Annotated in this window: 22 protein-coding genes; 17 read left to right on the forward strand and 5 right to left on the reverse strand. The window is 45.9% G+C overall.

All coding sequences use genetic code 11. The annotated features are described in order from the left end of the window. Positions 1-286: 286 nt before the first annotated feature. Positions 287-1,729, forward strand: a complete 1,443-nt coding sequence (locus tag L4C44_RS07775; protein ID WP_428804778.1) for an AGE family epimerase/isomerase — start codon at positions 287-289, stop codon at positions 1,727-1,729. Between the two features lie 72 nt (positions 1,730-1,801). On the opposite strand, the gene L4C44_RS07780 is transcribed toward L4C44_RS07775, so the two are convergent. Further along, complete coding sequence (locus L4C44_RS07780) at positions 1,802-2,209, reverse strand: hypothetical protein (RefSeq protein WP_076651018.1); 408 nt, start codon at positions 2,207-2,209, stop codon at positions 1,802-1,804. A gap of 385 nt (positions 2,210-2,594) precedes the next feature. Between L4C44_RS07780 and L4C44_RS07785 the strand changes: the two genes are divergently transcribed. The 6 genes from L4C44_RS07785 to L4C44_RS07810 all read left to right on the forward strand — a co-directional run bounded on the left by L4C44_RS07785 (position 2,595) and on the right by L4C44_RS07810 (position 9,515). Next, a complete protein-coding gene (locus L4C44_RS07785; protein ID WP_428804779.1) occupies positions 2,595-4,436 on the forward strand; it encodes a carotenoid oxygenase family protein in 1,842 nt (613 codons plus the stop codon). Positions 4,437-4,498: 62 nt separating this feature from the next. Next, a complete protein-coding gene (locus L4C44_RS07790) occupies positions 4,499-6,112 on the forward strand; it encodes an FAD-binding protein (protein WP_017105017.1) in 1,614 nt (537 codons plus the stop codon). 80 nt (positions 6,113-6,192) lie between these two features. Next, on the forward strand, positions 6,193-7,263 hold the full coding sequence (locus L4C44_RS07795) for a hypothetical protein (RefSeq protein WP_428804780.1): 1,071 nt from the start codon (positions 6,193-6,195) through the stop codon (positions 7,261-7,263). A gap of 242 nt (positions 7,264-7,505) precedes the next feature. After that, complete coding sequence (locus L4C44_RS07800) at positions 7,506-8,207, forward strand: flavin reductase family protein (protein WP_428804781.1); 702 nt, start codon at positions 7,506-7,508, stop codon at positions 8,205-8,207. Positions 8,208-8,297: 90 nt separating this feature from the next. Continuing rightward, positions 8,298-9,089 carry a CLCA_X family protein gene (locus tag L4C44_RS07805; protein ID WP_428804782.1) on the forward strand — a complete coding sequence of 264 codons (792 nt, stop codon included), beginning with the start codon at positions 8,298-8,300 and terminating at the stop codon, positions 9,087-9,089. A 102-nt stretch (positions 9,090-9,191) separates the two neighbouring features. Continuing rightward, positions 9,192-9,515, forward strand: a complete 324-nt coding sequence (locus tag L4C44_RS07810; RefSeq protein ID WP_428804783.1) for a DUF4144 domain-containing protein — start codon at positions 9,192-9,194, stop codon at positions 9,513-9,515. Positions 9,516-9,606: 91 nt separating this feature from the next. On the opposite strand, the gene L4C44_RS07815 is transcribed toward L4C44_RS07810, so the two are convergent. Further along, positions 9,607-10,935: an anaerobic C4-dicarboxylate transporter gene (locus L4C44_RS07815; protein ID WP_428804784.1), complete on the reverse strand. Its 1,329-nt coding sequence runs from the start codon at positions 10,933-10,935 to the stop codon at positions 9,607-9,609. A 411-nt stretch (positions 10,936-11,346) separates the two neighbouring features. On the opposite strand from L4C44_RS07815, the gene L4C44_RS07820 reads away from it, so the two are divergent. The 10 genes from L4C44_RS07820 (at position 11,347) to L4C44_RS07865 (ending at position 22,841) form a co-directional block, all read left to right on the forward strand. Continuing rightward, positions 11,347-12,006 carry an HAD family hydrolase gene (locus L4C44_RS07820; protein ID WP_428804785.1) on the forward strand — a complete coding sequence of 220 codons (660 nt, stop codon included), beginning with the start codon at positions 11,347-11,349 and terminating at the stop codon, positions 12,004-12,006. A gap of 196 nt (positions 12,007-12,202) precedes the next feature. Further along, complete coding sequence (locus L4C44_RS07825; RefSeq protein ID WP_428804786.1) at positions 12,203-12,829, forward strand: HD domain-containing protein; 627 nt, start codon at positions 12,203-12,205, stop codon at positions 12,827-12,829. Positions 12,830-12,879: 50 nt separating this feature from the next. After that, positions 12,880-13,377 (forward strand): GNAT family N-acetyltransferase, encoded by a 498-nt coding sequence (locus L4C44_RS07830; protein ID WP_428804787.1) that lies wholly within the window; start codon positions 12,880-12,882, stop codon positions 13,375-13,377. A gap of 80 nt (positions 13,378-13,457) precedes the next feature. Beyond that, positions 13,458-14,144, forward strand: a complete 687-nt coding sequence (locus L4C44_RS07835; RefSeq protein WP_428804788.1) for a DNA-3-methyladenine glycosylase I — start codon at positions 13,458-13,460, stop codon at positions 14,142-14,144. Positions 14,145-14,338: 194 nt separating this feature from the next. After that, positions 14,339-15,073, forward strand: a complete 735-nt coding sequence (locus tag L4C44_RS07840; protein ID WP_215402819.1) for a GntR family transcriptional regulator — start codon at positions 14,339-14,341, stop codon at positions 15,071-15,073. Between the two features lie 468 nt (positions 15,074-15,541). Then, positions 15,542-16,987: a xanthine dehydrogenase small subunit gene (xdhA, locus tag L4C44_RS07845; protein WP_146490282.1), complete on the forward strand. Its 1,446-nt coding sequence runs from the start codon at positions 15,542-15,544 to the stop codon at positions 16,985-16,987. Beyond that, positions 16,980-19,370, forward strand: a complete 2,391-nt coding sequence (gene xdhB, locus L4C44_RS07850) for a xanthine dehydrogenase molybdopterin binding subunit (RefSeq protein ID WP_428804789.1) — start codon at positions 16,980-16,982, stop codon at positions 19,368-19,370. The genes xdhA and xdhB overlap by 8 nt, the downstream gene beginning before the upstream one ends. A gap of 65 nt (positions 19,371-19,435) precedes the next feature. Then, positions 19,436-20,317: a xanthine dehydrogenase accessory protein XdhC gene (gene xdhC / locus L4C44_RS07855; protein ID WP_428804790.1), complete on the forward strand. Its 882-nt coding sequence runs from the start codon at positions 19,436-19,438 to the stop codon at positions 20,315-20,317. A gap of 59 nt (positions 20,318-20,376) precedes the next feature. Continuing rightward, positions 20,377-21,711 carry a guanine deaminase gene (guaD, locus tag L4C44_RS07860; RefSeq protein ID WP_428804791.1) on the forward strand — a complete coding sequence of 445 codons (1,335 nt, stop codon included), beginning with the start codon at positions 20,377-20,379 and terminating at the stop codon, positions 21,709-21,711. A 248-nt stretch (positions 21,712-21,959) separates the two neighbouring features. Next, positions 21,960-22,841, forward strand: a complete 882-nt coding sequence (locus L4C44_RS07865) for an AEC family transporter (RefSeq protein WP_428804792.1) — start codon at positions 21,960-21,962, stop codon at positions 22,839-22,841. A 17-nt stretch (positions 22,842-22,858) separates the two neighbouring features. Here the strand turns inward: L4C44_RS07865 and L4C44_RS07870 are convergent, their stop codons facing one another. The 3 genes from L4C44_RS07870 to L4C44_RS07880 all read right to left on the reverse strand — a co-directional run bounded on the left by L4C44_RS07870 (position 22,859) and on the right by L4C44_RS07880 (position 24,429). After that, complete coding sequence (locus L4C44_RS07870) at positions 22,859-23,278, reverse strand: nuclear transport factor 2 family protein (RefSeq protein WP_428804793.1); 420 nt, start codon at positions 23,276-23,278, stop codon at positions 22,859-22,861. Positions 23,279-23,454: 176 nt separating this feature from the next. Next, positions 23,455-23,763, reverse strand: a complete 309-nt coding sequence (locus L4C44_RS07875) for a hypothetical protein (RefSeq protein WP_428804794.1) — start codon at positions 23,761-23,763, stop codon at positions 23,455-23,457. Positions 23,764-23,886: 123 nt separating this feature from the next. Beyond that, positions 23,887-24,429, reverse strand: a complete 543-nt coding sequence (locus tag L4C44_RS07880; protein WP_428804795.1) for an MAPEG family protein — start codon at positions 24,427-24,429, stop codon at positions 23,887-23,889. Positions 24,430-24,499: the final 70 nt, after the last annotated feature.

The following is a 24,499-nucleotide window of genomic DNA, read 5'->3' on the forward strand; positions in this document are numbered from 1 at the left end:
TGAGCATATCTCTTCGTAAAATTGAAACATTCAATTGTTTAAAAAACATCCTTTGTTTGAACCAAGTATACGAATGAGACCAAAATTCATCCAATGACTTACAATCATTATTAATTATTCATTTTCAGGATAATACTCAATGGTAATTTGCTGACCCAGTAAGGCTCAGAACTTTGAAAAACTTACTCAGCATCGTTGATAATGTGGTTGATTGTGATCACCTAACCACAATGTGCAGAGCTGATTGTTTATATTCAAGCAAACTCAAATTATTAAGATAAACATCATGTTACGAGCCTCTATCGCATTACTCAGTGTCACGAGCTTCGCTGTATCTGCCAATACTGCCCTTCCTACTGGAGAAGACTGGATTAATCATGCTAGCGAAGGATTAGCACCTTACTGGTTGATGCCGAGTGCTCAAGGAGAGCCGATAGGCAACTTCCCGACTTTTCGCTGTGATGATGGGACATTACTTGATGTGACCAATGTTTGTCCTGAGTTAGACCGAGGCTGGATCACGCCGCACTTTGGAAAAGAGTTCACACGAATGAAGTCACGCCAAACCTATGCCTATGGCGTGCTCTACCACCTAACCGGAGACAAACAGGCATTAGCGCTTGCCAAGAAAGGAGCGTACTACCTCGTTGAACACTTAAAAGATGAGCAAAATGGTGGCTTCAAAAGCTTCACCAAAGACGGTAAAGCGGGACTTGAGTGGCAACAACGAACTTCTCAAGATCAAGCTTATGCATTAGTTGGATTGGCGATGTACTACTACCTGACCCAAGACAAAAAAGTTGAGCAAGCGCTCATTGCCCAACAAGCTTTTATCTTCGACAAATATCGACTTAGCGATAACAGCGGCCTTGCTTGGGTTCTTGCTGATGGTGAAGATGGCAGTGCCAAGCAACGTGAGCTGGTCGCGCAACTTGATCAAATTAACGGCTATATGTTGTTGATTGCGCCACTCCTGTCAGAGCCGACAAAATCAAAATGGCTTGATGATTTGGATTGGCTGACGCAAGCCATGATTGACCACTATCACTCTCAAGATGAACAACGCTTCTACGGTGCCATTCACAGCAAAGCAGCCATGATGCCAAACGCCAATCACAATGATTTTGGGCACACGATCAAAGCGTATTGGATGACTTACCTTACCGGACAAACACTGGATAACTCCGAATGGAAAGAGTTCGGTATGAAAGGGATGAAGCACACTTTAGCCCAAGCGCAGTACCAGAAAGACTTCACCGATGTATCCCAATACTTTGGCGGCAAACTTCAGAAGGCATGGCAAGGACGAGAGATTACTGGCTGGCAAAGCAGACCAAACACAAATTGGGCTTCCTCATGGGAGTGGGCTGAGCTCGACCAAGCTGCAATGACGGTATCGCTAGTCGATGGTTCAATGAAAGAAGTCCTGCAATACACGCTGCCGACGTTTCATGATGTGTGGGTCGACCACAAGTACGGCGGCGTAGGGCTTGAACCCAAACGCACCAAGGCTTTCCATTGGGGAAACGGCTACCATCAGTTTGAGCACGCTTTGATTGGCTACCTTTACGCGCGACAGGTGGAAGGCAAACCTGCAGTACTTCACTACGCAAGGCCAACCAATAGCGAGATGCCAATTGAACCGTATTACTATCAAGGGGATTTGGTTAAGTTGAAGAATAAAAGTGATGGAACGCAGAAAGTCAGCTTCAATAACATTCGACCTTAGCGTTGGTTGTTCACATTAAATTAGCGGACTAACGGCAAAGCCTGAGAAGCAACTTTTCAGGCTTTTAAATGGCTATTTTCTTTTACCCTGTTCTACCAACTTTTCATTCCATGCCGTGTTACCGTCGCGTTTAGTCACGTCATACTCAGAACAGAACTGAGATATGGTCATGTTGTTGTCGCCAGTAGCAAGTTTGAGAGCCAACTGAACTTGTTGAAGCTTGCTTTGCAGACGCAAAATTTGACCAGCATTTGGGCTTTTCTCTTTGGCATATTTTAAAGCAGCATGTTTACGTTCTGCCGCACCAGCCCTACGATCCGCTTCCGATAACAGATACTTTAACTGCGCAACACTCTTGCCCTTCTTAAAAGCAGGATCAAGCAGCTCAACGCACTCATCAAACGATGGATTGATAACGTATGGGTCTACTTTATGTGCCTGTTGGCGCATCCACTCTAGTGCGAGTTTTTCATCTGACATAATCAAATCTTTTCCAAAGAAATAGCTCTATATGGTATCGCTCAATAGCGAATGGCTGCAATAGCAAATTAACTTATCTCAAACCTTTGAATACATCGCTAAAGAAAGTATTGGTGCCACGCATCAAGAAGCACCCTCTCTTCAAATATTGCCGTTAGAAACTAAATAAGAGCTAATCACACCATTAAAACTCGCCAAACCAAACGCAAGAAAAAAGAAATTAAAAACATTTAAATCAATAGCTTATTGATATTAACCCGTGTAATTCACCCGTCAAATTACACGACTTCTTTGCACTCTTTCATAGTTTTGTACATTACTCATTCTAGCCAATAAAACTCACCTACTTTGTTTATATGCATGGGCAAACATATAAGTCAGAGCAATGAAAAGACGTACATTTTTGAAAAGCGTAGCCGGGGCTGCCTTTGTGCCAAGCCAACTTTTGGCTTCGCAAGACAACATCCCTTCCTCATTTCCAGTCTCAATTATGCAGGCTGGACGCAGCGCAACCTCAGGAGATTTGCACCTTATTGGTGGAGAGTTGCCAGCTGATATCCATGGCCATGTGTTTTTTTCTGAAGGAATACCATTAGAGCCAGACCACCTGAGTCCGAACGGCCGCGGCGCTTTAACCCGTCTCGACTTTTCGCCAAGCAAAGTTTCTTTCTTACGTAAGATGATTGATACCCCATCAGCCATCATGCAACAGCATATCTCCTATGGCTATGACAGCTTTAAACTGCTTGGTGGTATGGCTTATTACAGCCCGACGATGGGATTCGTCAACTATTGTAATACCGCGCCCAACTACCTGGGTGACAACCGATTCGCGCTCAGCTACGAAGGTGGGGTTCCCTACGAATTTGATGCGCTCAGCTTAGACCTGATCACACCGATTGGTCACTATGATGAGTGGCAGAGCAGCCTCCCACCTTGGATGAGTCCTTTTATTCCAGACAAATGGCTGTTTCCACAAGTACGTACTACAGGCCATCCATATTTTGATCTAGAGTCGGATGAATGTTTCACCATTAACTACGGTGGAAATATTTCCAACACGGGTACTAAAAATGGATTTATACGGCTTCTGAAATGGGACAAGCACAGCCCTTTACAAGGCTGGAACATTATTGGCCGTAACGGTAAGCCCGCCTTTATCGCCGCAACCGCTCACTCGCTGGGTGTAACGCGCCACCACATCCTCGTATTTGAAACTGCAGCGCAAGTCGAGCCGCTACGTATGCTCGGTATATCGTCGGTTTATGCTCAGCAACATCGAACTCCAACTTGGATAATTCGCAAGAAAGATCTCATTCCCGGGCGCGATTATGTGGTTGCCGACTACCTAGAACTGGATTTCGATACCTCAGACATCATGTGTAATTACGATGACCATGAACACGAAATCACCCTATATGGCCAATACCTAGGAGCGATGGACAAATCGGAGCCCCAATACACACGCGATAAGCGATTATTTGGTGGAAGAACTCCGAGTCAATTGGCAGGTTACCCGGCAGCACCTATCGATGTCGGCGGCTTAGTACGCGCAAGGATCCAAGTTCAGTCGCAATCCGTTCGACAGATAAATGAAGACTTCAGGCTGATACGAGACGACCAACTTTTTTGGGATATGAATGATCCCGCGTACCGTGGACACTTCCAGTTCCCAGAGCAATTTGAACACATTTATTGGGCTGCCGTTGGCTATCGCAAAGACCATGTCATTAAGCGTGTCGCAGACGCGTATGAGCACTACCCAAATAGAAGGTTCACCAACGATTCATTACCTGAAACCGACCAACCCTCGGCTCTCGTGCACATGGACTGCCTTTCGATGAATCTCGCCGATGCGTATCAATTTCCCTCAGATTGTGTGATGCGAACGCCTCAGTTTATGGCTCGCCCTAACAGCACCTCTCAAGACGACGGCTACATATTCACAGCAGTGGTTCGTAGTCACCCTACTTACGGCATTGGAAATGGCAAAGAGATCTGGATCTTTGACGCACAAAACTTAGCACAAGGCCCATTAGCGATCTTAGGGCACCCACAACTCAACTTTGCGACTACGAATCATGCACTCTGGGTGGCAGAGATAGGCCCGAGACCTGCCGATGCCTATAAAGCCAACGTAGGAGACTTCTTCAGTTCACGTTTATCAAGTCATCGCAGCGCTGTTCAAGAAGTCATTAAACAACACATTCTGCCTCGATTTGGCTAATCGATTCGATGAAGAAAACCACCTTTAAAAATCAACTTCGACTAAACCACAAGGAAGTCTTAATGAAAATAAAAACCATGGTACTTGGTAACGCTTTGCTTGCTGCTGTAATGGGGACAGCTTTCTCTCTTCATTCCAATGAACCGGAAAGAGAGATTTCGAACTACCAAGGAACATACACTTGCCACCCCGAAGCGATCTACGACCCAAGTTCTATTGATGAAGTACAAAACATCGTCCAAGACGCTCTGATACGCGGTAAAAAAGTGATGACGGGAAATCGCAAGTTCGCCAGCCAAATCGATGCCGCTTGTGCCGGTGACGACCAAGTTCAAATCACTCTGAAGAATATGAATAAGATCGTTCACTTCGATGCAACAAATAAGACCGTCACCGTTGAAGCTGGTATGCGGTTCAACGATCTTAATGACTTCTTGCGCGGGCAAGGTTACGCGATCAACATGGTGACGGAGTTAGCTATCTTTACCGTTGGTGGCATGCTGGGCAGTGGCACACACGGCTCTACATTAGATAGACCAAGCAACATGCTCGCTGACTACGTTACCCAACTTAAAATTGTTGATGGACAAGGCGAAGTCAGAGTACTTGAGGGCGATTTACTGGACGCCGCAAGAGTGAACCTTGGTGTGCTTGGCGTAGTGGTTGAAGCGACATTAAAACTTGAAGATGCCTTTAAAGTGAAAGCAGAAGTCACCGGTTATCGAGATGATTCCGACCTTGAAGACGTAGTACTGGATATTGCACACAACAATTACTCTGCGAACATCGCATGGTTCCCCGGCTTAGGGCGTTACACCACGACGCTTTACAACCCCGTTCCAATCGAGACAGAAGGCCAAGCCTACAATGCACAAGCCGATGTCACAGATGCGGAGGAGTTTTTCTTCGGGCTACTGTTTAATGCCGCACACGAATTCCCAGGTGCTGGTTTGCAATGTCTTGCTGCCGTCGCTCGTTACAATGGCCGAGCAAAGTCCTACTTCAGAGACAGTGTCACAGGTAAGGCAGTTGATGAACCTATCGGCTATTCAGACCAAATGCAGTACTTCGAATGCAAAGACCCGAACAAATGTATCTGGGATCGTCTGCCTATCGCGCTTCAAGAAGTCGCTATCGACATTGAGCGCCTGCCAAACTGGATCAATGATGTCCGCCAAATCGTCGATGCTCACCCACGTACTTGCTTCCCGCTCAATGGTATTTACTTCCGATTTGGTAAAGCTTCCGACAGTTATTTAGGAATGAGCGCAGGACGAGATACCGCTTTCGTCGGCATTGAATACACACTGCGTAAAGAGGGCAAGAAAGAGCCTAAAAACTATTTCGTTAACCTAGAAATCGAGCAAATGTCACTGCGAAAATATGATGCGAGACCACACTGGGGGAAAAACTCAGTCGCTATTTTTGAGGACATGCCCTCTCGCTTCCCGATGTGGCCAGAGTTCTTGCAAGCTAAAGCTGAACTAGACCCTTTCGATACCTTTACTAACCCATTCTGGGAGCGTGTGAGTGGTGAAACACCTTTAGAAAACTATCTACAACCAGGATGTAACGTACGCGGCGAATGTTATTGCCAAGAAGATGCCCACTGCCAATCCGGGACGACTTGTCAGTCAGGGCTCTACTTCACTGACGCTCGTATCTGCCGAAAATAAACAGCTCGTCAGGCATATAGCACTTCGCTCTATGCCTGATACTCGCTTTTCCAAGGGATCCAATAAAGGACATCACGTCAATGAACCTCCGCCAACTACTGCGTTTAGGGCTAGCATGTTGCTGCTTGTTCCTAACACAAGGATTTGCTACCACACTCGAGGACATACGCCCTCACACTCCATCATCTCAACAAACTTGGGCTGAACAATGGTTCTACAATATCGCCGTACCAGAGGTCGGCTATGTTAAAATCAGCCTACAAACCTATATAGCTCCAGACTTTACTGAACCAACGCCGAAGGCTTACGTGCATCTCGCGTTTACACCGATAAACGGTAAGACAGTAAAATACGACATCTTTCGTGATGAGTTAATCCTCAGAGGTTTTGAAGACTCGGAGCAGTTTCATTACGAAATTCCAGGGGTTGTCGTCGCCAATGAAGACACACTGAATGTGACTTTCGAAGACTTTCAGTTCTCGATGCGTTGGGATGGCAGACATGCTCATTATTGGCGTGGAAGAAATCCGGGACAAACGCCTTTTGGCATGATTCCTGAATTACCGGGGGTCGGAGGAAAGTGGTTTCTTTACACCGTCGGCACGCCGATTCAATACAGTTTCTACGATGGTGAACAGTCACTATTTGGAAGCGGATACGCTCAGCTTGATAAAGGGTGGTACGACAAAGAGTCTAGCGCGGGAATGATCTACACCATGGGACTTTCTGATGAACTCTATTACATGTTTACAGGCGCAAAAGTTGGGAATTCTAATATTGAACTGTGGGCTGGCCGCTATATCTCCCCTAATTATGACCTGATCTTCTACCCGGCGATTGGCAATATTTCACTGAAAAGAGAGGTAGATTCCTGCGCGGGATACTTAAAACTCGAAATGAACAAAATTAAGTACAAGATGGTCATGGAAGTAAAGTCAGAACTGGAAAGCTTTTATCCGCTAGCCTTCCCTTCTGTGATTATCTTTGGCGGAGAGCAAAAGTACATGAAGTCGATGAAGGCCGCGGTCAATGTCTCTTTGTATGAGCACAACATTTTGGCCGAAACCATAGACATGCCACAAGCCTTATTGGAGTTCAGTGGCCCTTTCTATTGTGATGCCTTAGATGACATTCAAAATGCCGCGCTTTAGATCGGTTTGAATACACAACAGGTGCTTCTAACAAAACAACAACGGAGTAGTACTTTCTTGGTGCTACTCCACAACTTAACGCCTTCCAATCAGTTCCAGTAATCCCAAAAGACTCACCTTTCATGCAGACATAATGGTAGCTCACGAAACGGATAATTTTCCTGATCGATAAAAAGCTCATGTTCGTACATATAGGCTCATAAAAACGCAGGTTCATTTAATCAAATAGGAAGAGAAAGGTTATGAAGGACATCACCCTGTCAAAGAACGATCTTCAAGCCATGGAGCAGCGAGCGCGCACTCGTCTAGTCAACTCATTATCAGGATTCAAGAGTGCAAATTTGATTGGTAGTTGTGACAGTCAAGGGGCAGCAAACTTGGCTGTGATAAGCTCGGTGGTACATTTAGGCTCTCACCCTCCACTATTCGGGTTTATTGTCCGCCCATGTAAAAGACGCCGCCACACCTTGGACAACATTCTCGAAACCAAACACTTCACCATCAACAGCATTGGCGCTGACTTTGTTCAAAAAGCGCATCAAACCTCGGCTCGTTATCCAAAGTCGGCATCCGAATTCAAAGCCGTTGGGCTCACCCCTTATTATGACGACATGTTTCCCGCGCCGTTTGTATTAGAAAGTGCACTCAAGATAGGGCTGGTTTTGAAAGAACAGATATCAATAGAGAGTAATCAAACCCAGATGCTGATTGGAGAGGTTATTACGATTCAAGCACCCAAGCGTGCCGTGATGCCGGATGGCTACCTTGATTTAGAAGCGCTAGATTTAGTCACGATTTCAGGGCTCGATAGCTACCACGTCACGCAAAGGCTTCACCGATTGAGTTACGCCAAGCCAAATAAGTCTCTGTTTCCGCTGACCCACGAAGGTACCCCAACCTCATGGGAGGCTTTCGAACACAACCTAACTCATTTTGTTCGGTAATCTAGTCACAAAGGTGTTAACTTTCTAAGCTTAACCTAATGCGCACACAACAGTTCTAAACTGCATCTACCACCATTTCCAAGGACTCTTTTGAAGTTAACCCACTTTAAATACAAGACTCGCAAAGGCCCAGACTATCGCCATGGTGATCAGGTGTCTTTCATGGACATCAAGCAGACCTTTGGTATGGGCAGTATTCGCGTGGGTGCTTGGGTAACCAAAGAAGAGAAAGAGCTGGCTGCGAATCTGATATTCGACTCGCTTGCAGACTTGGCTTACATCTTGGCTCTGCCGCCAGAAGCCATTGGCCTGCGCGGCACATTAGGCTTAGCGTTTGGCAGTGGTGGCAGAAAAGGCGTGCAAGCACACTACGCACCGAACCAACGAGAATTAGCCCTTGCCAAGAACGCTGGTGCTGGTGCGCTTGCTCACGAGTTTTGGCATGCATTTGATCACTACATCGCTGAAAAGGCATTTGAGATTGGCGATACCTCAGGGCCTCGTAAACACATCTTGTTTGCCAGCGATTGTTGGCTACATGATAGAAAGGTGCGACCTCATCCATTAAACGAGAGTCTGATGTCGCTGTTCGATTCCACGCTACTCAGCCAAAATCACTTGGATAAACACGATTACGTTGCCCGAAGTGTCATAGCCGACAAAGCGACGTCTGCCCGCTACTTCTCGTTACCAACAGAGATGATGGCGCGTGCTTTCGAGTCCGCCATTGAATCCTGCTCAGATATCAAAAACTCGTACCTAGTCGACGGCACAACAAAGCCGGATATGTTCCCCCTCTATCCAGACCTCACGCATAGAGAACAAATCTACAATGCGATACAAGGCTATTTTGCACCGCTAGGCCGCTCTTTGAGCAAGTAGCTCTTAAGTAAATAGCGTTTGACCAGCTAGAACAGTAGATGATCCAAGGCTCAAAACTGTTTATAGTCGATAAACTTCAACATATATGATTCAGAGGCTGTAATGATCCGTTGGCCATCTTTAGTAAAACTCTACGGCGATGATGAGCTTATTTACGTCGCATCCAAGAGTGACTTTCAAGCAGAATGCTCAGACATGATCTTGGGCGAAGATGATTACCTCATTGATTCTGAAGGTAACAGCTATTCACTTCAATCGAGCTCAAATCAACTATCTCTAGCAAAACGACCTGAGCAGTATTCATTAGAAAGCGTGACTAAGCTGATACGAAATCACGAATTCCAAAAAGCTGAAGTATGCTTGATGAAAATTCACTTCCCAACGATTGAAGAAGCAATTCTGTCTTTGGCTTTTGAAGCTCGTTAGTATCGACTCGGAAAACCAATACTTCAAATATCCCAAACAAAAACAGCGCCAATTCAGGCGCTGTTTTTTTGTTTATGAGCTTGCTAGTACATTAAGCGATAAAAATCTGTGCTAGTGCGTAGCCTAAACAACATGCGCCTACAACACCGATTAAACCAACCGACATGAATGAGTGATTGAAATACCACTTACCAATCTTGGTGGTGCCAGACACATCGAAGTTAACCGTTGCGATATCTGATGGGTAGTTCGGGATGAAGAAGTAGCCGTAAACTGCTGGCATTAAGCCGATCAACAAGGCTGGGTCGAGTCCTAAGCCAAGGCCAACCGGTAGCATCATACGTGCAGTAGCCGCTTGAGAGTTCACCACAACCGATACGATGAATAGCGCTAGTGCGAACGTCCATGGGTAGTTGGTTACCATTTCCACGATGCCGGATTTGAACTGAGGCATTGCGTATTGGAAGTAAGTATCCGACATCCAAGCGATACCGAAGATAGCAATCGCTGCCACCATACCCGATTTGAATACCACACCACTTGGCACATCACGTGGGTCGGTTTTGGTCGCCAATAGAATGATACCGCCGAAGCAGAGCATCATCATTTGGATGATCACCGACATCTTGATTGGCTTGTCGCCGTCTACGATGGTTCTGATCTCAGGCACCATCGCCACAATAACAATCACAACTATCGACAGTAGGAAAATCAATACTGCATTACGTGCCGAGCTTGGAAGCACTTCATCCAAAGACGTCGCAGTGGTGTTTTCAATACGCTTTTTCCACTCAGGATCTTTTAAACGAGCTTGGTAATCAGGATCGTCGTTCAATTCTTTGCCGCGCTTCAAACTGTACAAAGAAAGTAACAACGTACCGAATAGCGTTGCAGGCACCGTCACTAATAGGATTGAAAGCAAAGTGATAGAGTGTTGAATATCAGACAACTGCGCTAAGTAATAAACTACGGCTGCCGAGATTGGCGATGCTGTGATTGCAAGTTGAGACGCGACTGAAGCTGCCGCCATCGGACGTTCAGGACGAATGCCATTCTTCAATGCCACATCACCAATGATCGGCATGATTGAGTAAACCGCGTGGCCAGTACCCAATAGGAAAGTCATCGAATAAGTCACAAACGGGGCTATCAAGGTGACACGTTTCGGGTTCTTTCTTAGCACCCTTTCCGCAACTTGCAGCATGTATTTTAAGCCACCTGCGGCTTCGAGGATCGAGGCACAGGTAACAACGGCGAGGATAATCAGCATTACGGTAACAGGTGGAGACGTTGGTGGCATCTTGAAGACAAACACCTCGATAACCAAACCAATACCAGAAACAACACCTAGGCCAATACCACCATATCGAGAACCGATATAGAGAACGACAAGTAAAAATAGAAACTCAAAATACAACATAAGCAACCCTGCTAAAAATGTGGACTAACTATATTTTGTCCGCAAATTCAGCCATTTACTTATTGCTTGGTCACACTCTCATTGCAGGCTTCCGCAAATTGTTTTTTATAAGATTGTGGTCACGCTACCAAGTCTGTAAGTTTATGAATTGTAATAGTAAACTAGATTCTCGACCTAGATTTGTTATCTATGATAACCACTATTGTGTCTATTAGATCCGTATAGCCTATAAAATACCAGTCTCATAACTTAACGGTATTATTCCACCCACAACCAATCACAATTAAAGTCACTCATAAGCATATTGCCGAACCAGTTAGACGTATTCTCACACAACACTGGCTCGCCTATCCCTAGACACTATGTCAAAATACCCGCCCTCACGACGACAACACATAAAGAACCACGGATATGAATTTTCAAGCTGCTATTTTTGATATGGATGGACTGCTGCTCGACACCGAGCGACTTTGTATGCAGATTTTTGAAGAAGCATGTCACGCGCAGGGTGTCCCATTTTTAAAGGACGTTTACCTAGGCATCATTGGCTGCAACGCAAAAACCATCGAACAGATCTTTCGAAATGGTTATGGTGAAGATCTCGATTATCCGGCTCTAAATAACGAATGGCGCACCCGCTATAGCGCGATAGTGAAGAACCAAGCTATTCCAGTAAAAGACGGCGTGATTGAGCTGCTTGAATGGCTAAAGTCGAATGACATTCCAATCGCGGTGGCAACCTCAACTCAGCTAGATATCGCGAAGAAAAAGCTGGAACTGGCTGGCTTAGATTCTTATTTCACCTCATTAAGCACAGGTTGCGAAGTGACTAATGGTAAGCCTCACCCAGAGATCTACTTACTTGCAGCTGAACGCCTAGGGGTTGCACCTGAAACTTGTCTCGCGTTTGAAGATTCAAATAACGGTATTCGAGCTTCTATGGCAGCCAACATGATCAGCTTCCAAATCCCTGATTTAGTAGAGCCATGTGACGAAGTAAAAGCGCTTGGTCACACCATCAGCTCTTCTCTGCATGATGTATTAGCACAGCTTCAACAAGCTGCAGCTTAAGCTCTAACTGCCGTTGATAATGCTTTTATCAACGTAGACAAGCCTCTCTATTAAGCCGACTCACAGAGTCGGTTTTTTTGTCGGTATAGCTTTTATAAAAGATAAAAACTCGCGCTTGAAACTGTTAAAGTCGATGTGAAATATATGCCAAATGATGAACAAGATTGCTAACGCCCAAAGATGGAGAAAGAGACACGTGATTGAGAAATTTGAAGGCCAACTGCTTGATTTTGCACAGCGAGAAATGACACAAGATGCAGCGCACGACATCAGCCACATTAAGCGCGTCGTCAAAACTGCCAAAGCTTTGTGTACTCAAGAGCAGGCTAAACTTGAAGTCGTTCTTCCCGCTGCTTACCTTCACGATTGCTTCACCTTTCCGAAGAACCACCAAGACAGAGCTAAAAGCTCTCAAATGGCGGCAGACAAGGCAATCTCTTTTCTTCAATCTATCGACTACCCCGCGTCCTATCTTGATGGGATCCATCATGCCATTGTCACGCACAGCTACAGCGCCAACATCACACCAGAAACCTTAGAAGCGCAAATAGTCCAAGATGCGGATCGTCTTGATTCTCTCGGGGCAATTGGTATTGCTCGCTGCCTGTACGTGGGTCAGAGCTTTAATGCCGAACTCTATAACCATCAAGACCCGTTCGCTGAACATCGAGACTTGGATGACAAGCATTACAGCGTCGACCATTTCTACGTGAAGCTGTTTAAGCTGGCTGAAACCATGAATACAGAATCCGCCAAGTTAGAAGCTAACAAGCGCACTGACTACATGCGTGGCTTTCTTGATCAGTTGGGCGCAGAAGTTTAACGGCTTACTTGCTTAGAAAAATAGTTAGCCAACAAGGGAGAAGTACGAATATGGAAATTAATCGCTTTAAGGAATCCGACGCCGACGAGATCGTCACTTGGTTTACATCGCTCGAAGACTACGTGTTGTGGGGCGGACGAACATTTGGCTGGCCGTTAGAAGCGACTTCTATCATCGAACGATCTCAAGAACCACATGTTGAGCTGTATACCTTTTCTCAATCTAATGCTGGTTCTAGCACAAGTGAATTACTTGGCTTTATGGAATTTCAACGCATGTCAGACAGTGAGCTTCGCTTTTGCCGTGTCGCCATACACCCAAACTTTCGAGGCAACGGGTTAGGACAATCGATGCTAGAAACCGCCCTAGAAGAGGCGAAAGAAATACCGGATGTCACCACCATCACCTTGGCCGTATTCAAGCAAAACCAAGGGGCAAAGCGCTGCTATGACAAAGCGGGGTTTCAGGTTGTCGACAAAGAGCCAAGCGTTAAAGAGTTCAACGGCAAAACGTGGCCCTTGTATCAAATGGAATTACAGCTCGGCTAGTTCGTTTTAATTGTCAGGCTGGTTTTAATTACCAGATTTGACCCCATATCTTAAAAACTCGCATTAGTTTGGAACCTTCAATGACCCAAGAAAAATTCGACACCATTTATCAACGCGCGGCTCACCGTAAAGGTGGTGCAGCCGAACTCGAAAAGATTGTTCACGCGCCTCTTTCACAAGCCGAGCTATCACAAATGACCGACGACCGCTGGTTGGCAGCCTTTACCGAAAAGGTCTTCCAATGTGGTATTTCATGGAATGTAGTGAGAAAGAAATGGCCGCAATTTGAAGAAGTATTCTTTGAATTCAATATCGAAAAAATGCTGATGCTGCCTAATGAAATGTGGGAACAAAAAGCACAAGACCCGCGTATTATTCGCCACCTCACTAAGGTGATGACCATCCCAGCTAACGCCACCATGATCCACAATGCCAAACGTGAAGCCGATTCATTCTCACAAATGGTTGCCGACTGGCCATCAGAACGCATTACTGAGCTTTGGGATTATCTGAAAAAACACGGTAAGCGTTTAGGCGGTAACACGGGCGCCTACACTTTACGTCAAATGGGCAAAGACACCTTCATCTTGTCTTCTGATGTGGAAGCGCATCTGCGTAGTACAGATGTTATCGATAGCGGTCGTAACACCAAGCGAGCACAACTGGCGGCAGGTAAAGCCTTTAATGAGTGGCAGCAACAATCTGGACGTAGCCTAAGCGAAATCAGCCAGATCGTTGCATACAGCTGCGGCGATAATCGAGTCTAGTTGTCGCTAGAATTGCTTAAAGCTCAATATTGCACACAGTATCCTGCAAACTAAATGTTATAAGTCATTAACAAATAAGCGTGTATTACACTTTCATGCGGTGGCATTGTATAGATAAATGTATACAATATAGAGTAATACTCATGAATTACTCTCGACCAGACCAACTCGACTAAACAAGGGTCCTTATCTCTATGACAGCTCTCAAAAACTCTGTCTCCAAAGGTGTAAATACAAAAGTATCAGGCCAGACTCAAGACGATGTTGTTTACTGCCATATCTTCGACGCAATACTAGAACAAAGGCTACCACCAGCCACTAAATTAAGTGAAGAAGCCCTAGCAGAAATCTTTGGTGTTAGCCGTACAATCATCCGTCGTGCCTTGCTACGTCTATCTTTAGAACAAGTTGTGGTGATCCGCCCTAACCGAGGAGCAATGATTGCTGCGCCAACGGTAGACGAAGCCAAACAGATATTTAAAGCGCGTGAAGTGATGGAAATCGCTATCACCGAACTTGCAGTGAAAAACGCGACCAAAGCTCAAATCGAAGAATGTAGAAAATTAGTAGCGAAAGAGAATTGCGCCTTTGACCAAGGTGATTACGGCTCTGGCTTACGGCTGTCTGGTGAGTTCCACATCAAACTGGCTGAAATGGCAGAGAACGCACCACTTCTCGCCTTCCAGCGCAGTTTAGTGTCACAAACTTCACTGCTGATCGCTCAATACGAAACAGGTAATCATTCAAACTGTTCTTTAGATGAGCATTCTGGGTTACTTGATGCGATTGAATCTGGTAATGAAGAACAAGCGGTAGAATTGATGCAAGAACACTTAAGCCACATCCGCTCAAAGCTCAATTTAGACAGCAGCACAGCTTCTAGCGACCTACACGTGGTGTTCTCTGATCTGCTCAAGAGCAAATCATAATCGTATCAACGATATAGTGATGCTAAGAACATTACAGTACAAACATTAGTTACCACCTGTTAACAAATAGAGAGAAGTGAGCGCCAGTGCTCACTTCTCTTTTTTATGCCCCACCTTCTCTAACTCAGTACAAAAATCGATACCACTTATTCTTAAAGCCCTATCAAACCTGGCCTGAACCGCTAACTTAGCCTCAATAATGCATTTCCCGCCTACCCCACAAACCCTGCCGTTATTTTGTATACATCGCCATCAATTCATTCACATTATCAAACTGATTGATACTTCGGACAACCCTTTATAAAACAACAAAATAGAGTCGATAATTTATTGTATACAATTTTAACCAACATCTCTTTGTTGCATTTTTGTAAATAAATAGTTGACCACAGGGTCAGGATGGATAATTATTGACCTAGAAGTCAAAAAGAATACACATGGAAATATGTCGATATACAAGGAGGTCTCTTGATTACTTTTTTGCTCAATCAGGAAATAAGACGTGAAGACAATCTGTCACCTAACATGACAGTGCTCAACTACCTTCGTACCAAGATAAATAAGACGGGTACAAAAGAGGGATGCGGTTCAGGCGACTGCGGCGCATGTACGGTCGTTCTAGGTGAAGTAGTTGATGGGCAACTGCAATACCGTTCGGTCAATTCTTGCCTAACTTTTGTATCAGCGCTGCATGGTAAGCAACTGATCACGGTAGAAGATTTGCAAAACAAAGACCGCTCTCTGCATCCAGTGCAAAAAGCAGTGGTTGATTTTCACGGTTCACAGTGTGGTTACTGCACGCCGGGCTTCATCATGTCGATGTTTGCGCTAGGTAAGAACAAACCCGATGCGAGCAAAGAAGACGTCATGGAATCACTGGCGGGTAACCTATGTCGCTGTACTGGCTACCGCCCAATTGTTGATGCTGCGATGTCACTTTCAACAGACCAACCTTTGATAGACCAATTTGCTGAACTTGAACGCAACACCATCAAGAAATTAGAAAGCATTCAAGACACTGAGGCTAACTTACGCCTTGGTCACCTCACGGCTTTTTCCCCGAAAAGCACCGATGAGTTGGCCAAGCTTTTTCAAGCACATCCGAACGCAAAGCTGGTTGCTGGCGGTACGGATTTAGCACTGGAAGTAACTCAATTCCATCGTGAGATTGAAACGCTGATCAGCGTCAACCTTGTTGAAGACATGAAAGTATGTGAAGAGACAGACACCGACTTAATCATTGGTGCCAACCTTCCTATTAGCGATTCTTACTCACTACTGAAAAAACACTACCCAGATTTTGGTGAGCTACTACACCGCTTTGCTTCGCTGCAAGTACGTAACCAAGGAACCATTGGCGGTAATGTTGCTAATGCTTCGCCTATCGGTGATACACCTCCTCTGCTGATTGCACTTAACGCGAAGATCAAACTGCGTTGCGGTGATGAGTCACGCATCATGCCGATCGAAGATTACTTCATCAGCTACAAAGTGACGGCGCAGAAAGAGAGTGAATTCATTGAGCAGATTATTATTCCTAAGCCAACTAACGACAGTTTCCGAGCTTACAAACTGTCTAAACGTTTAGACGATGACATCTCCGCGGTGTGTGGTGCGTTTGATATTCAAATCGAAGATGGCAAGGTTTCTTACGCTCGTATCGCTTTCGGCGGTATGGCTGCAACACCTAAGCGCGCGGCGCGTTGTGAAAATACGTTATTAGGCAAACCGTGGACAGACGCTAATATTAAGTTAGCGATGCAGGAACTGTATAACGACTTTGAGCCGCTATCTGATTTCCGTGCAAGCCAAGAATACCGTTCATTGTCGGCGGCCAACATGCTGCGTCGCTACTTCATTGAACAACAGAACAAAAACAACCAAATCGAAACAAGGGTAACGTCTTATGTCTAAATCACACGAGCATGCGATGACCCACGAAGAGATGGTTACCATTGCAAAACAAGACCTAAAAACTGGCGTGGGTAAAAGCGTTAAACACGACAGTGCAGCCAAGCAAGTAACGGGCGAAGCGGTATACATTGATGACCGCCTAGAGTTCCCAAATCAGCTGCATGTATACGCACGCCTGAGCACACAAGCACACGCGAACATCACCAAGATAGATTTATCACCGTGTTACGAATTTGAAGGTGTGGCGATTGCTATTCAAGCCAAAGACGTACCGGGTGAACTGGATATCGGCGCAATCCTACCGGGCGATCCACTGCTTGCGGATGGCAAAGTAGAGTATTACGGCCAACCCGTGATTGCGGTAGCAGCAAACGATTTAGAAACCGCACGCAAAGCCGCGCACGCAGCCATTGTTGAATACGAAGAGCTACCTGCCATTCTTGATGTAAAAGAAGCGTTGGCAAAAGAGCACTTCGTAACAGAAAGCCACACTCAACAACGTGGTGATTCGAAAGCCGCATTGGCAAAAGCAAAACACGTGATCTCTGGCGACCTAGAGATCGGCGGCCAAGAGCACTTCTACCTAGAAACCCAAATCAGTAGCGTGATGCCAACCGAAGACGGCGGCATGATCGTCTACACCTCAACACAAAACCCGACCGAAGTTCAAAAACTGGTTGCGGAAGTGATTGGCGTACCGATGCACAAAGTCGTGATTGATATGCGTCGTATGGGTGGTGGTTTCGGTGGTAAAGAGACTCAAGCAGCCTCTCCAGCGTGTATGGCTGCGGTGATTGCCCACCTCACAGGCCGACCTACCAAAATGCGTCTGCTGCGTAATGAAGACATGCAGCAAACCGGTAAACGCCACCCGTTCTACAATCAATACACCGTCGGTTTTGACGACAATGGTGTGATTCAAGGTGCCGACATTACCGTTGCAGGTAACTGTGGCTACTCGCCAGACTTATCAAGTTCTATCGTCGACCGCGCGATGTTCCACTCAGACAACGCCTATTACCTAGGCGATGCAACAGTGGTCGGTCATCGATGCAAAACCAACACAGCATCGAACACCGCATACCGTGGCTTTGGTGGCCCGCAAGGCATGATGACCATTGAACACATCATGGACGAGATTGCGCGTTACCTGAAAAAAGATCCTTTGGAAGTACGTAAGGCGAACTACTACGGCGAAGAAGGCCGTAACGTGACCCATTACTACCAAACCGTTGAAGACAACTTTTTACCTGAGATAACCGAACAGCTTGAACGCAGCAGTGACTATCACGCACGTCGTAAAGAAATCGCTGAGTTCAACAAGCAAAGCCCTATCTTGAAGAAAGGCCTAGCGATCACACCAGTGAAATTCGGCATCTCGTTTACTGCGACTTTCTTGAACCAAGCAGGTGCGCTTATCCATATCTACACCGATGGCAGTATTCATTTGAATCACGGTGGTACGGAAATGGGGCAAGGCTTGAACATCAAAGTGGCACAAATCGTTGCACAGGAGTTCCAAGTCGATGTCGAACGTATCCAGATCACCGCTACAAACACAGACAAAGTTCCGAACACATCACCAACCGCAGCCTCATCGGGCGCCGACCTCAACGGTAAGGCCGCGCAAAACGCCGCAATAACCATTAAGCAGCGCTTGATCGACTTTGCTTCTTCACACTTCAAAGTGTGGCCTGAAGAAGTCATCTTCAAGAACGGTATGGTGCAGATCCGCGATGAGATCATGACCTTCAACTCATTTGTTGAACTGGCTTGGTTTAACCAAATTTCGCTGTCGAGCACCGGCTTCTACCGCACGCCGAAGATCTTCTACGATCACGAGAAAGCACGCGGTCGCCCGTTCTACTACTACGCATACGGCGCATCTTGTTCAGAGGTTATCGTTGATACCCTAACGGGCGAAAACAAAATTCTACGTGTCGATATTCTGCATGACGTGGGGGCTTCGTTGAACCCTGCGATTGATATCGGCCAAGTCGAAGGCGGCTTTGTGCAAGGCGTTGGCTGGTTGACTACAGAAGAACTGGTATGGAATCAACAAGGTCGCTTAATGACCAACGGCCCTGCAAGTTACAAGATCCCAGCGATTGCTGATATGCCGATTGATTTCAGAACGCACCTTTTGGAAAACCGTAGCAACCCAGAAGACACAGTATTCAACTCGAAAGCCGTGGGTGAGCCACCTTTTATGTTGGGTATGTCGGTATGGAGTGCATTGAAAGATGCGATTAGCTACGTAGCCGTTGATGGCGCGATTCCTAAGCTGAACACACCAGCAACGCCAGAGCGCATTCTGATGGCGATTCAGGAAGTCTCTGAAACAGCCCCGACTTCGGTCGATGCTCAATCAGAAACGGCTTAGGGCTGATAGGGTATCTAAGACACCAATAGGCAGCTAGGAAGCACAGAAGGGATTTAGGAGGACATATGTTTAAGGATAATTGGATTCACGAACTGGCAAAACTGGAAGAGAACTACGAACCATGTGTCATGGTGACAGTGCTTGAAGACAGAGGCTCAGTGCCACGTGATGCGGGTACCAAGATGCTTGTCACTCGTGACCGAATCATCGCTACGATTGGTGGTGGTCACCTTGAACATGTGGCCACTAAAATGGCTCGCGAGATGCTGATTGCCAGCGAAAAATCGCTCAAAGTAGAACGCTTTAACCTAGGTGCTCGTTTAGGCCAATGTTGTGGCGGAATGGCAACATTAAGCTTTGAACCGATTGGGACTCAGCAGAACCACCTCGTGCTGTTCGGCGCCGGCCATGTGGCTAAGGCGCTGCTGCACATTGTCGCAACCCTGCCCTTCCGTGTGACCTGGATTGATGAACGTGAAGAAGTGTTCCCTGACACACTTCCTCACGGTGTGAAAAAGCTGGTCTCAGACGACCCAGTTGGCGAAGTAAAACACATGCCACCGAACAGCTACTACCTTGTGATGACGCACAACCACCAGCTTGATTTCGATTTAACTAAAGCCATCATCGAACGTGAAGACAGTCGCTACTTCGGCATGATCGGCTCGCTGACCAAGCGCAAGAAATTCGACTTCCGCCTAGAACAACGTGGTTACAGCCAAGAACAAATTGAAACGATGGTTTGCCCTATTGGTATTAGTGCTGTGAATGGCAAACATCCAGCCGAAATTGCGGTATCGGTTGCGGGTGAACTGATCGCACATTATCAAGGCCAGGCACTTGAACAAAAGCGTCCAACCAAACAATATCAAAATCAGGATTTGACCGATCAACACAGTCAACCAAGCGATGTAGGCGAACCTCCTCTGGAAGAGAAGATCGCCTAATAAAAGTCGCAAAGCTTCAGTGGCCATAACGTCGCTGAAGTCATTAAAAGGAAGTAAACATGACAACGCAACGCAAAGCTTATCGCGCAAGTATTTTACACAGCGTAGCCGACCCAAAAGACGTCGGTATCGATGAGTCTTACGACTATTTTGAAGACGGTGTTTTAGTGGTTGAGAACGGCCACATTGTCGACCTAGGCCATGCCGATGAAGTATTAGCTCGCCAACCAAAAACACTCGAAGTAAAAGAATACAAAGACAAGCTGATCACCTCTGGCTTTATTGATACGCACATCCACTACCCTCAAACAGGGATGATCGCGTCTTACGGTGAGCAGCTTCTCGATTGGTTGGAAAACTACACCTTCCCAGAAGAAAAACGCTTCAAAAACCCAGTCTACGCACACAAAGTGGCGAAGCTATTTCTAGACGAACTGGCCAGCAACGGTACCACGACAGCACTCGTGTTCGGCACAGTGCACAAAGAGTCGGTCAATGTGTTCTTCGAAGAAGCTGAAAAACGTAACCTACGTATGATCGCGGGTAAGGTTTTGATGGATCGCAACGCGCCTGATTACCTCACCGATACCCCTGAATCTGGCTATGAAGATTCAAAAGAACTCATCGAGAAATGGCACAACCGTGGTCGCTTGCACTACGCTGTGACGCCTCGTTTCGCACCAACCAGCACTCCAGAACAATTGGCGACGGTTGGTAAGCTATTAGAAGAATACCCAGATGTGTACATGCACACCCACCTTTCTGAAAACAAGAAAGAGATCGACTGGGTTCTAGAATTGTTCCCCGAACGCGACAGCTATTTAGATGTGTATGACCACTATGGCTTGCTGCATAAACGTTCGGTATTCGCACACGGTATTCACCTATCAGACTGCGAATGCAAACGCCTAGCGGATACCGATTCTGCAATCGCCTTCTGCCCTACTTCAAACCTGTTTTTAGGCTCTGGCTTATTCAAGCTGCCAAAAATGGAAGAGCACGGTATTCGTGTTGGAATGGGGACAGACGTTGGCGCTGGTACCAGCTTCTCGATTCTGCAAACCATGAGCGAAGCGTACAAAATCATGCAGCTTCAACAAGAGAAACTACACCCGGTTAAATCACTGTTCTTAGCAACTCTGGGTGGCGCACGCTCGCTACATTTAGAAGACAAGATTGGTAACTTGGAAGTAGGCAAAGAAGCGGATTTCGTAGTGCTCGACTTGCACGCTACCCAACTGATGCGCTTTAGGATGGAACAAGCGACCAAGCTTGAAGAAAAGCTATTTGTACTGATGAGCTTAGGAGACGACAGAACCGTCAGCGAGACTTATATCTACGGTGAGAAAGCCTACGATGTGAACTTTAAAGACTACAAAAAGCTCGTGAGTTAATTTGCTAGCAATGAGCACATACTAGGTAACCTTTGTTGTTAAAGAACCCGTCCAAATTCGCCTAGTTTTAAAGACCAGCTGTTAACGTAGCTGGTCTTTTTTTGTCCTTTATTCAAAGAAATACAAATTATTGCTCGTGGTGTGCTCCACACCCATGACGCAGCCGATTTATGTTGGTACGTTAGACGATGATTGGTCAAGCTTTGTCCGTTTAAAACAACACCCACACACGCTTAGAAAGGAATTCTATGTTCGAACAGGTCGTCAGCATTCTGTTTCCCGTTTTTGCTTTAGCCAGTGCTGGTTTTGCAGTGGGTCGTTGGCTCAAACCCGATTTTAAGCCGATCAATCGCATTAACATGGATGTTTGTATTCCTGCTTTGGTGTTTGCATCGCTGACCACCATGCCGCTCGACACCGAACAACTTCCGCTGATTTCTGCCTCTTTGGTTGCGGTGTTAGTGCCCGCTTTATTGATGATACCAATCTGCAAGATCTTTAAGCTCAATTTCAAAGCTTGGGCTCCGCCACACATGTTCCGCAACAGTGGCAACCTCGCTATTCCGTTGTTCACGTATACCTTTGGTGAGAGCGCGTTAGCCCCTGCGGTATTACTGTTTGTGGTATCGGCTTGTGTGCACATTAGTGTTGGTTTGGCGTTACTGAGTGAAGGTAATCCGATCAAACAGATCCTCAAAATGCCAATATTCTTAGCCGCTTCATTAGCGATGGCGCTCAACTTATCTGGTATTACTGTGTGGAATCCAATCTACGAAGCGACATCGCTTCTTGGCCAAGCCGCTGTCCCTATCATGCTGTTGTCACTGGGTTCGCAAATGGTCAACTTGAGGCTAAGCGGGTTGAAAGTCGGCTTATTGTGTACCGCTCAATCACTGTTTACTGGAGCCATCGCTTTTACCATCATCTACTTCTTTATTCCTCTGCCTACGCTGCACCTGCAAATGATGGTTCTGTTCACCATGCTGCCACCCGCAGTAATGAACTACCTGTTCGCAGAACGCTTCAATGTCGAGCCACCCAAGGTCGCGTCTATGGTGCTATTTGGCAACTTCCTGAGCGTGGTTACTTTGCCGATCTTGCTATCATTTGCGTTGTCTTTGTCGACCTGAAGGCCGTAAACCTTTTACTATCGAGTCGGATAAGCCTGCCCTTCCCCCTGAGAAGTCGCGGCCGATGAAGCGTGTCTGTGCAGCCACACCCAGCGGTCCGTTTTCTTGAGTATCACGCTCCAACGAACAGGGATAGACAAAAACGATCCACCCGCATTCAAATGGATCGTTAAACATTGTGAAACCACAGCATGATCACCCGATATCACAGTATCTGACCAACCCCATTCAAATCTTATCGCTGTGGCTTCAGCAAAATTTCTCAGAAATAGCTGCTTTACTGATTCTGCACCTGAACACAACTCATCTTCACCCGTCCCTATCACTGAAATGTGGCCATTCACATCAAATACACGCATCAGTGCTTCAATATCTTTTGCACAATACGCGTCTGCGTAATTATTTAACGTAGCCATAATGTCATCGAGATCTTTCATGGTGCACTCCTTGGTTACCATGAAGTGTAGACCTACGCTTTAAAAGCATTCGATCCGAATCAAGGCTGTCACTTACCCTGTAATATCATCAGAAAAGAGGGGGGTTCACGAAGAGAGCCGGAAGGGAAAACAAAAATGACGGACTTAACCGCCACTAGATGGAAGGTGTTTTAAACTTAGTTTGAAGGGTAAACGCGATAATTAGGTTCGTTTAGGTTCTCTGCAAACCCAAGCTCACCAATAAAGTAGATAGCACTACCAATCGTATCCAAAGTATCATTCGGCTCTCTTTCAGGTATGTCACCGATTGACGGTACAGTTTGTATCGCACCTCTCTCTTTACAAATGATACTTCCACATTGCCTTTCAGAAAAACTCGGTGTCGGTATCTCATATTGTTTTCCGTGCCCTAAAAACACAGATTCATTCGCGCCAAATACACTGCCCGAGAACAAAACAAGTAAAGGTACCCCTAGCTTTATCATACTCACACCCTACTGTTTATAAAATTGAGCAGAATGATATCTAACACTTGAACTATTGAACAGTGTTTTTAATTAGGCGACATAACATCGCCTATTTTGCATGATAACGACCAAGCCTGAGAACTAACTTATGAGCGCTAGAAGTTGATAGGCGATGAGCACTAAGAACATTAATACGGTGGAATAAAATGTCAGAGCAAAACCGAACGCTCTGGCTGGAGCACCTTGTTTGTACCCCTTAAAAAAGAAAATTCGCCCAATGGCAAACAACATCGAGCACAACGGTACGACCGATAACCATGAAGCTGGCATTAATAAACTCCAAGCCGTATACACACCAAGCGCAATCACAAGTTGTTCTAATGTGTTTTGGAGTAAGCTCTGTAAAATCATCGCTTCGTTTGTGCCAGACGTTAAACCACTGCCATCAATGTCTTCCGGGCTAAAAAAACGGAACTTGGCGAGCCGACCAATTGATGCAATCAAAAATAGAACCGGAAATAGTAAGGACAGTGCTAAAACAGTAAGTCGTTCTGATACTTGACTAATTTCTGAGTAATTGAAGGGGTCGAATACAACCGCAACTGCGATGACAACGATTGAAGTCAGCATTGCTGAGACCATTCCTTTTAAAACACCACTTTGTTTATTCGATAATTTCATCATTCCCTCAAGCCAAATTCACACCATTTAAAAATACGGTAACTAGGGCGTTTAAGCTGTGACCTCTAGGTGT

This window comes from Vibrio satsumensis, assembly GCF_050337435.1.
GTDB lineage: Bacteria > Pseudomonadota > Gammaproteobacteria > Enterobacterales > Vibrionaceae > Vibrio > Vibrio satsumensis.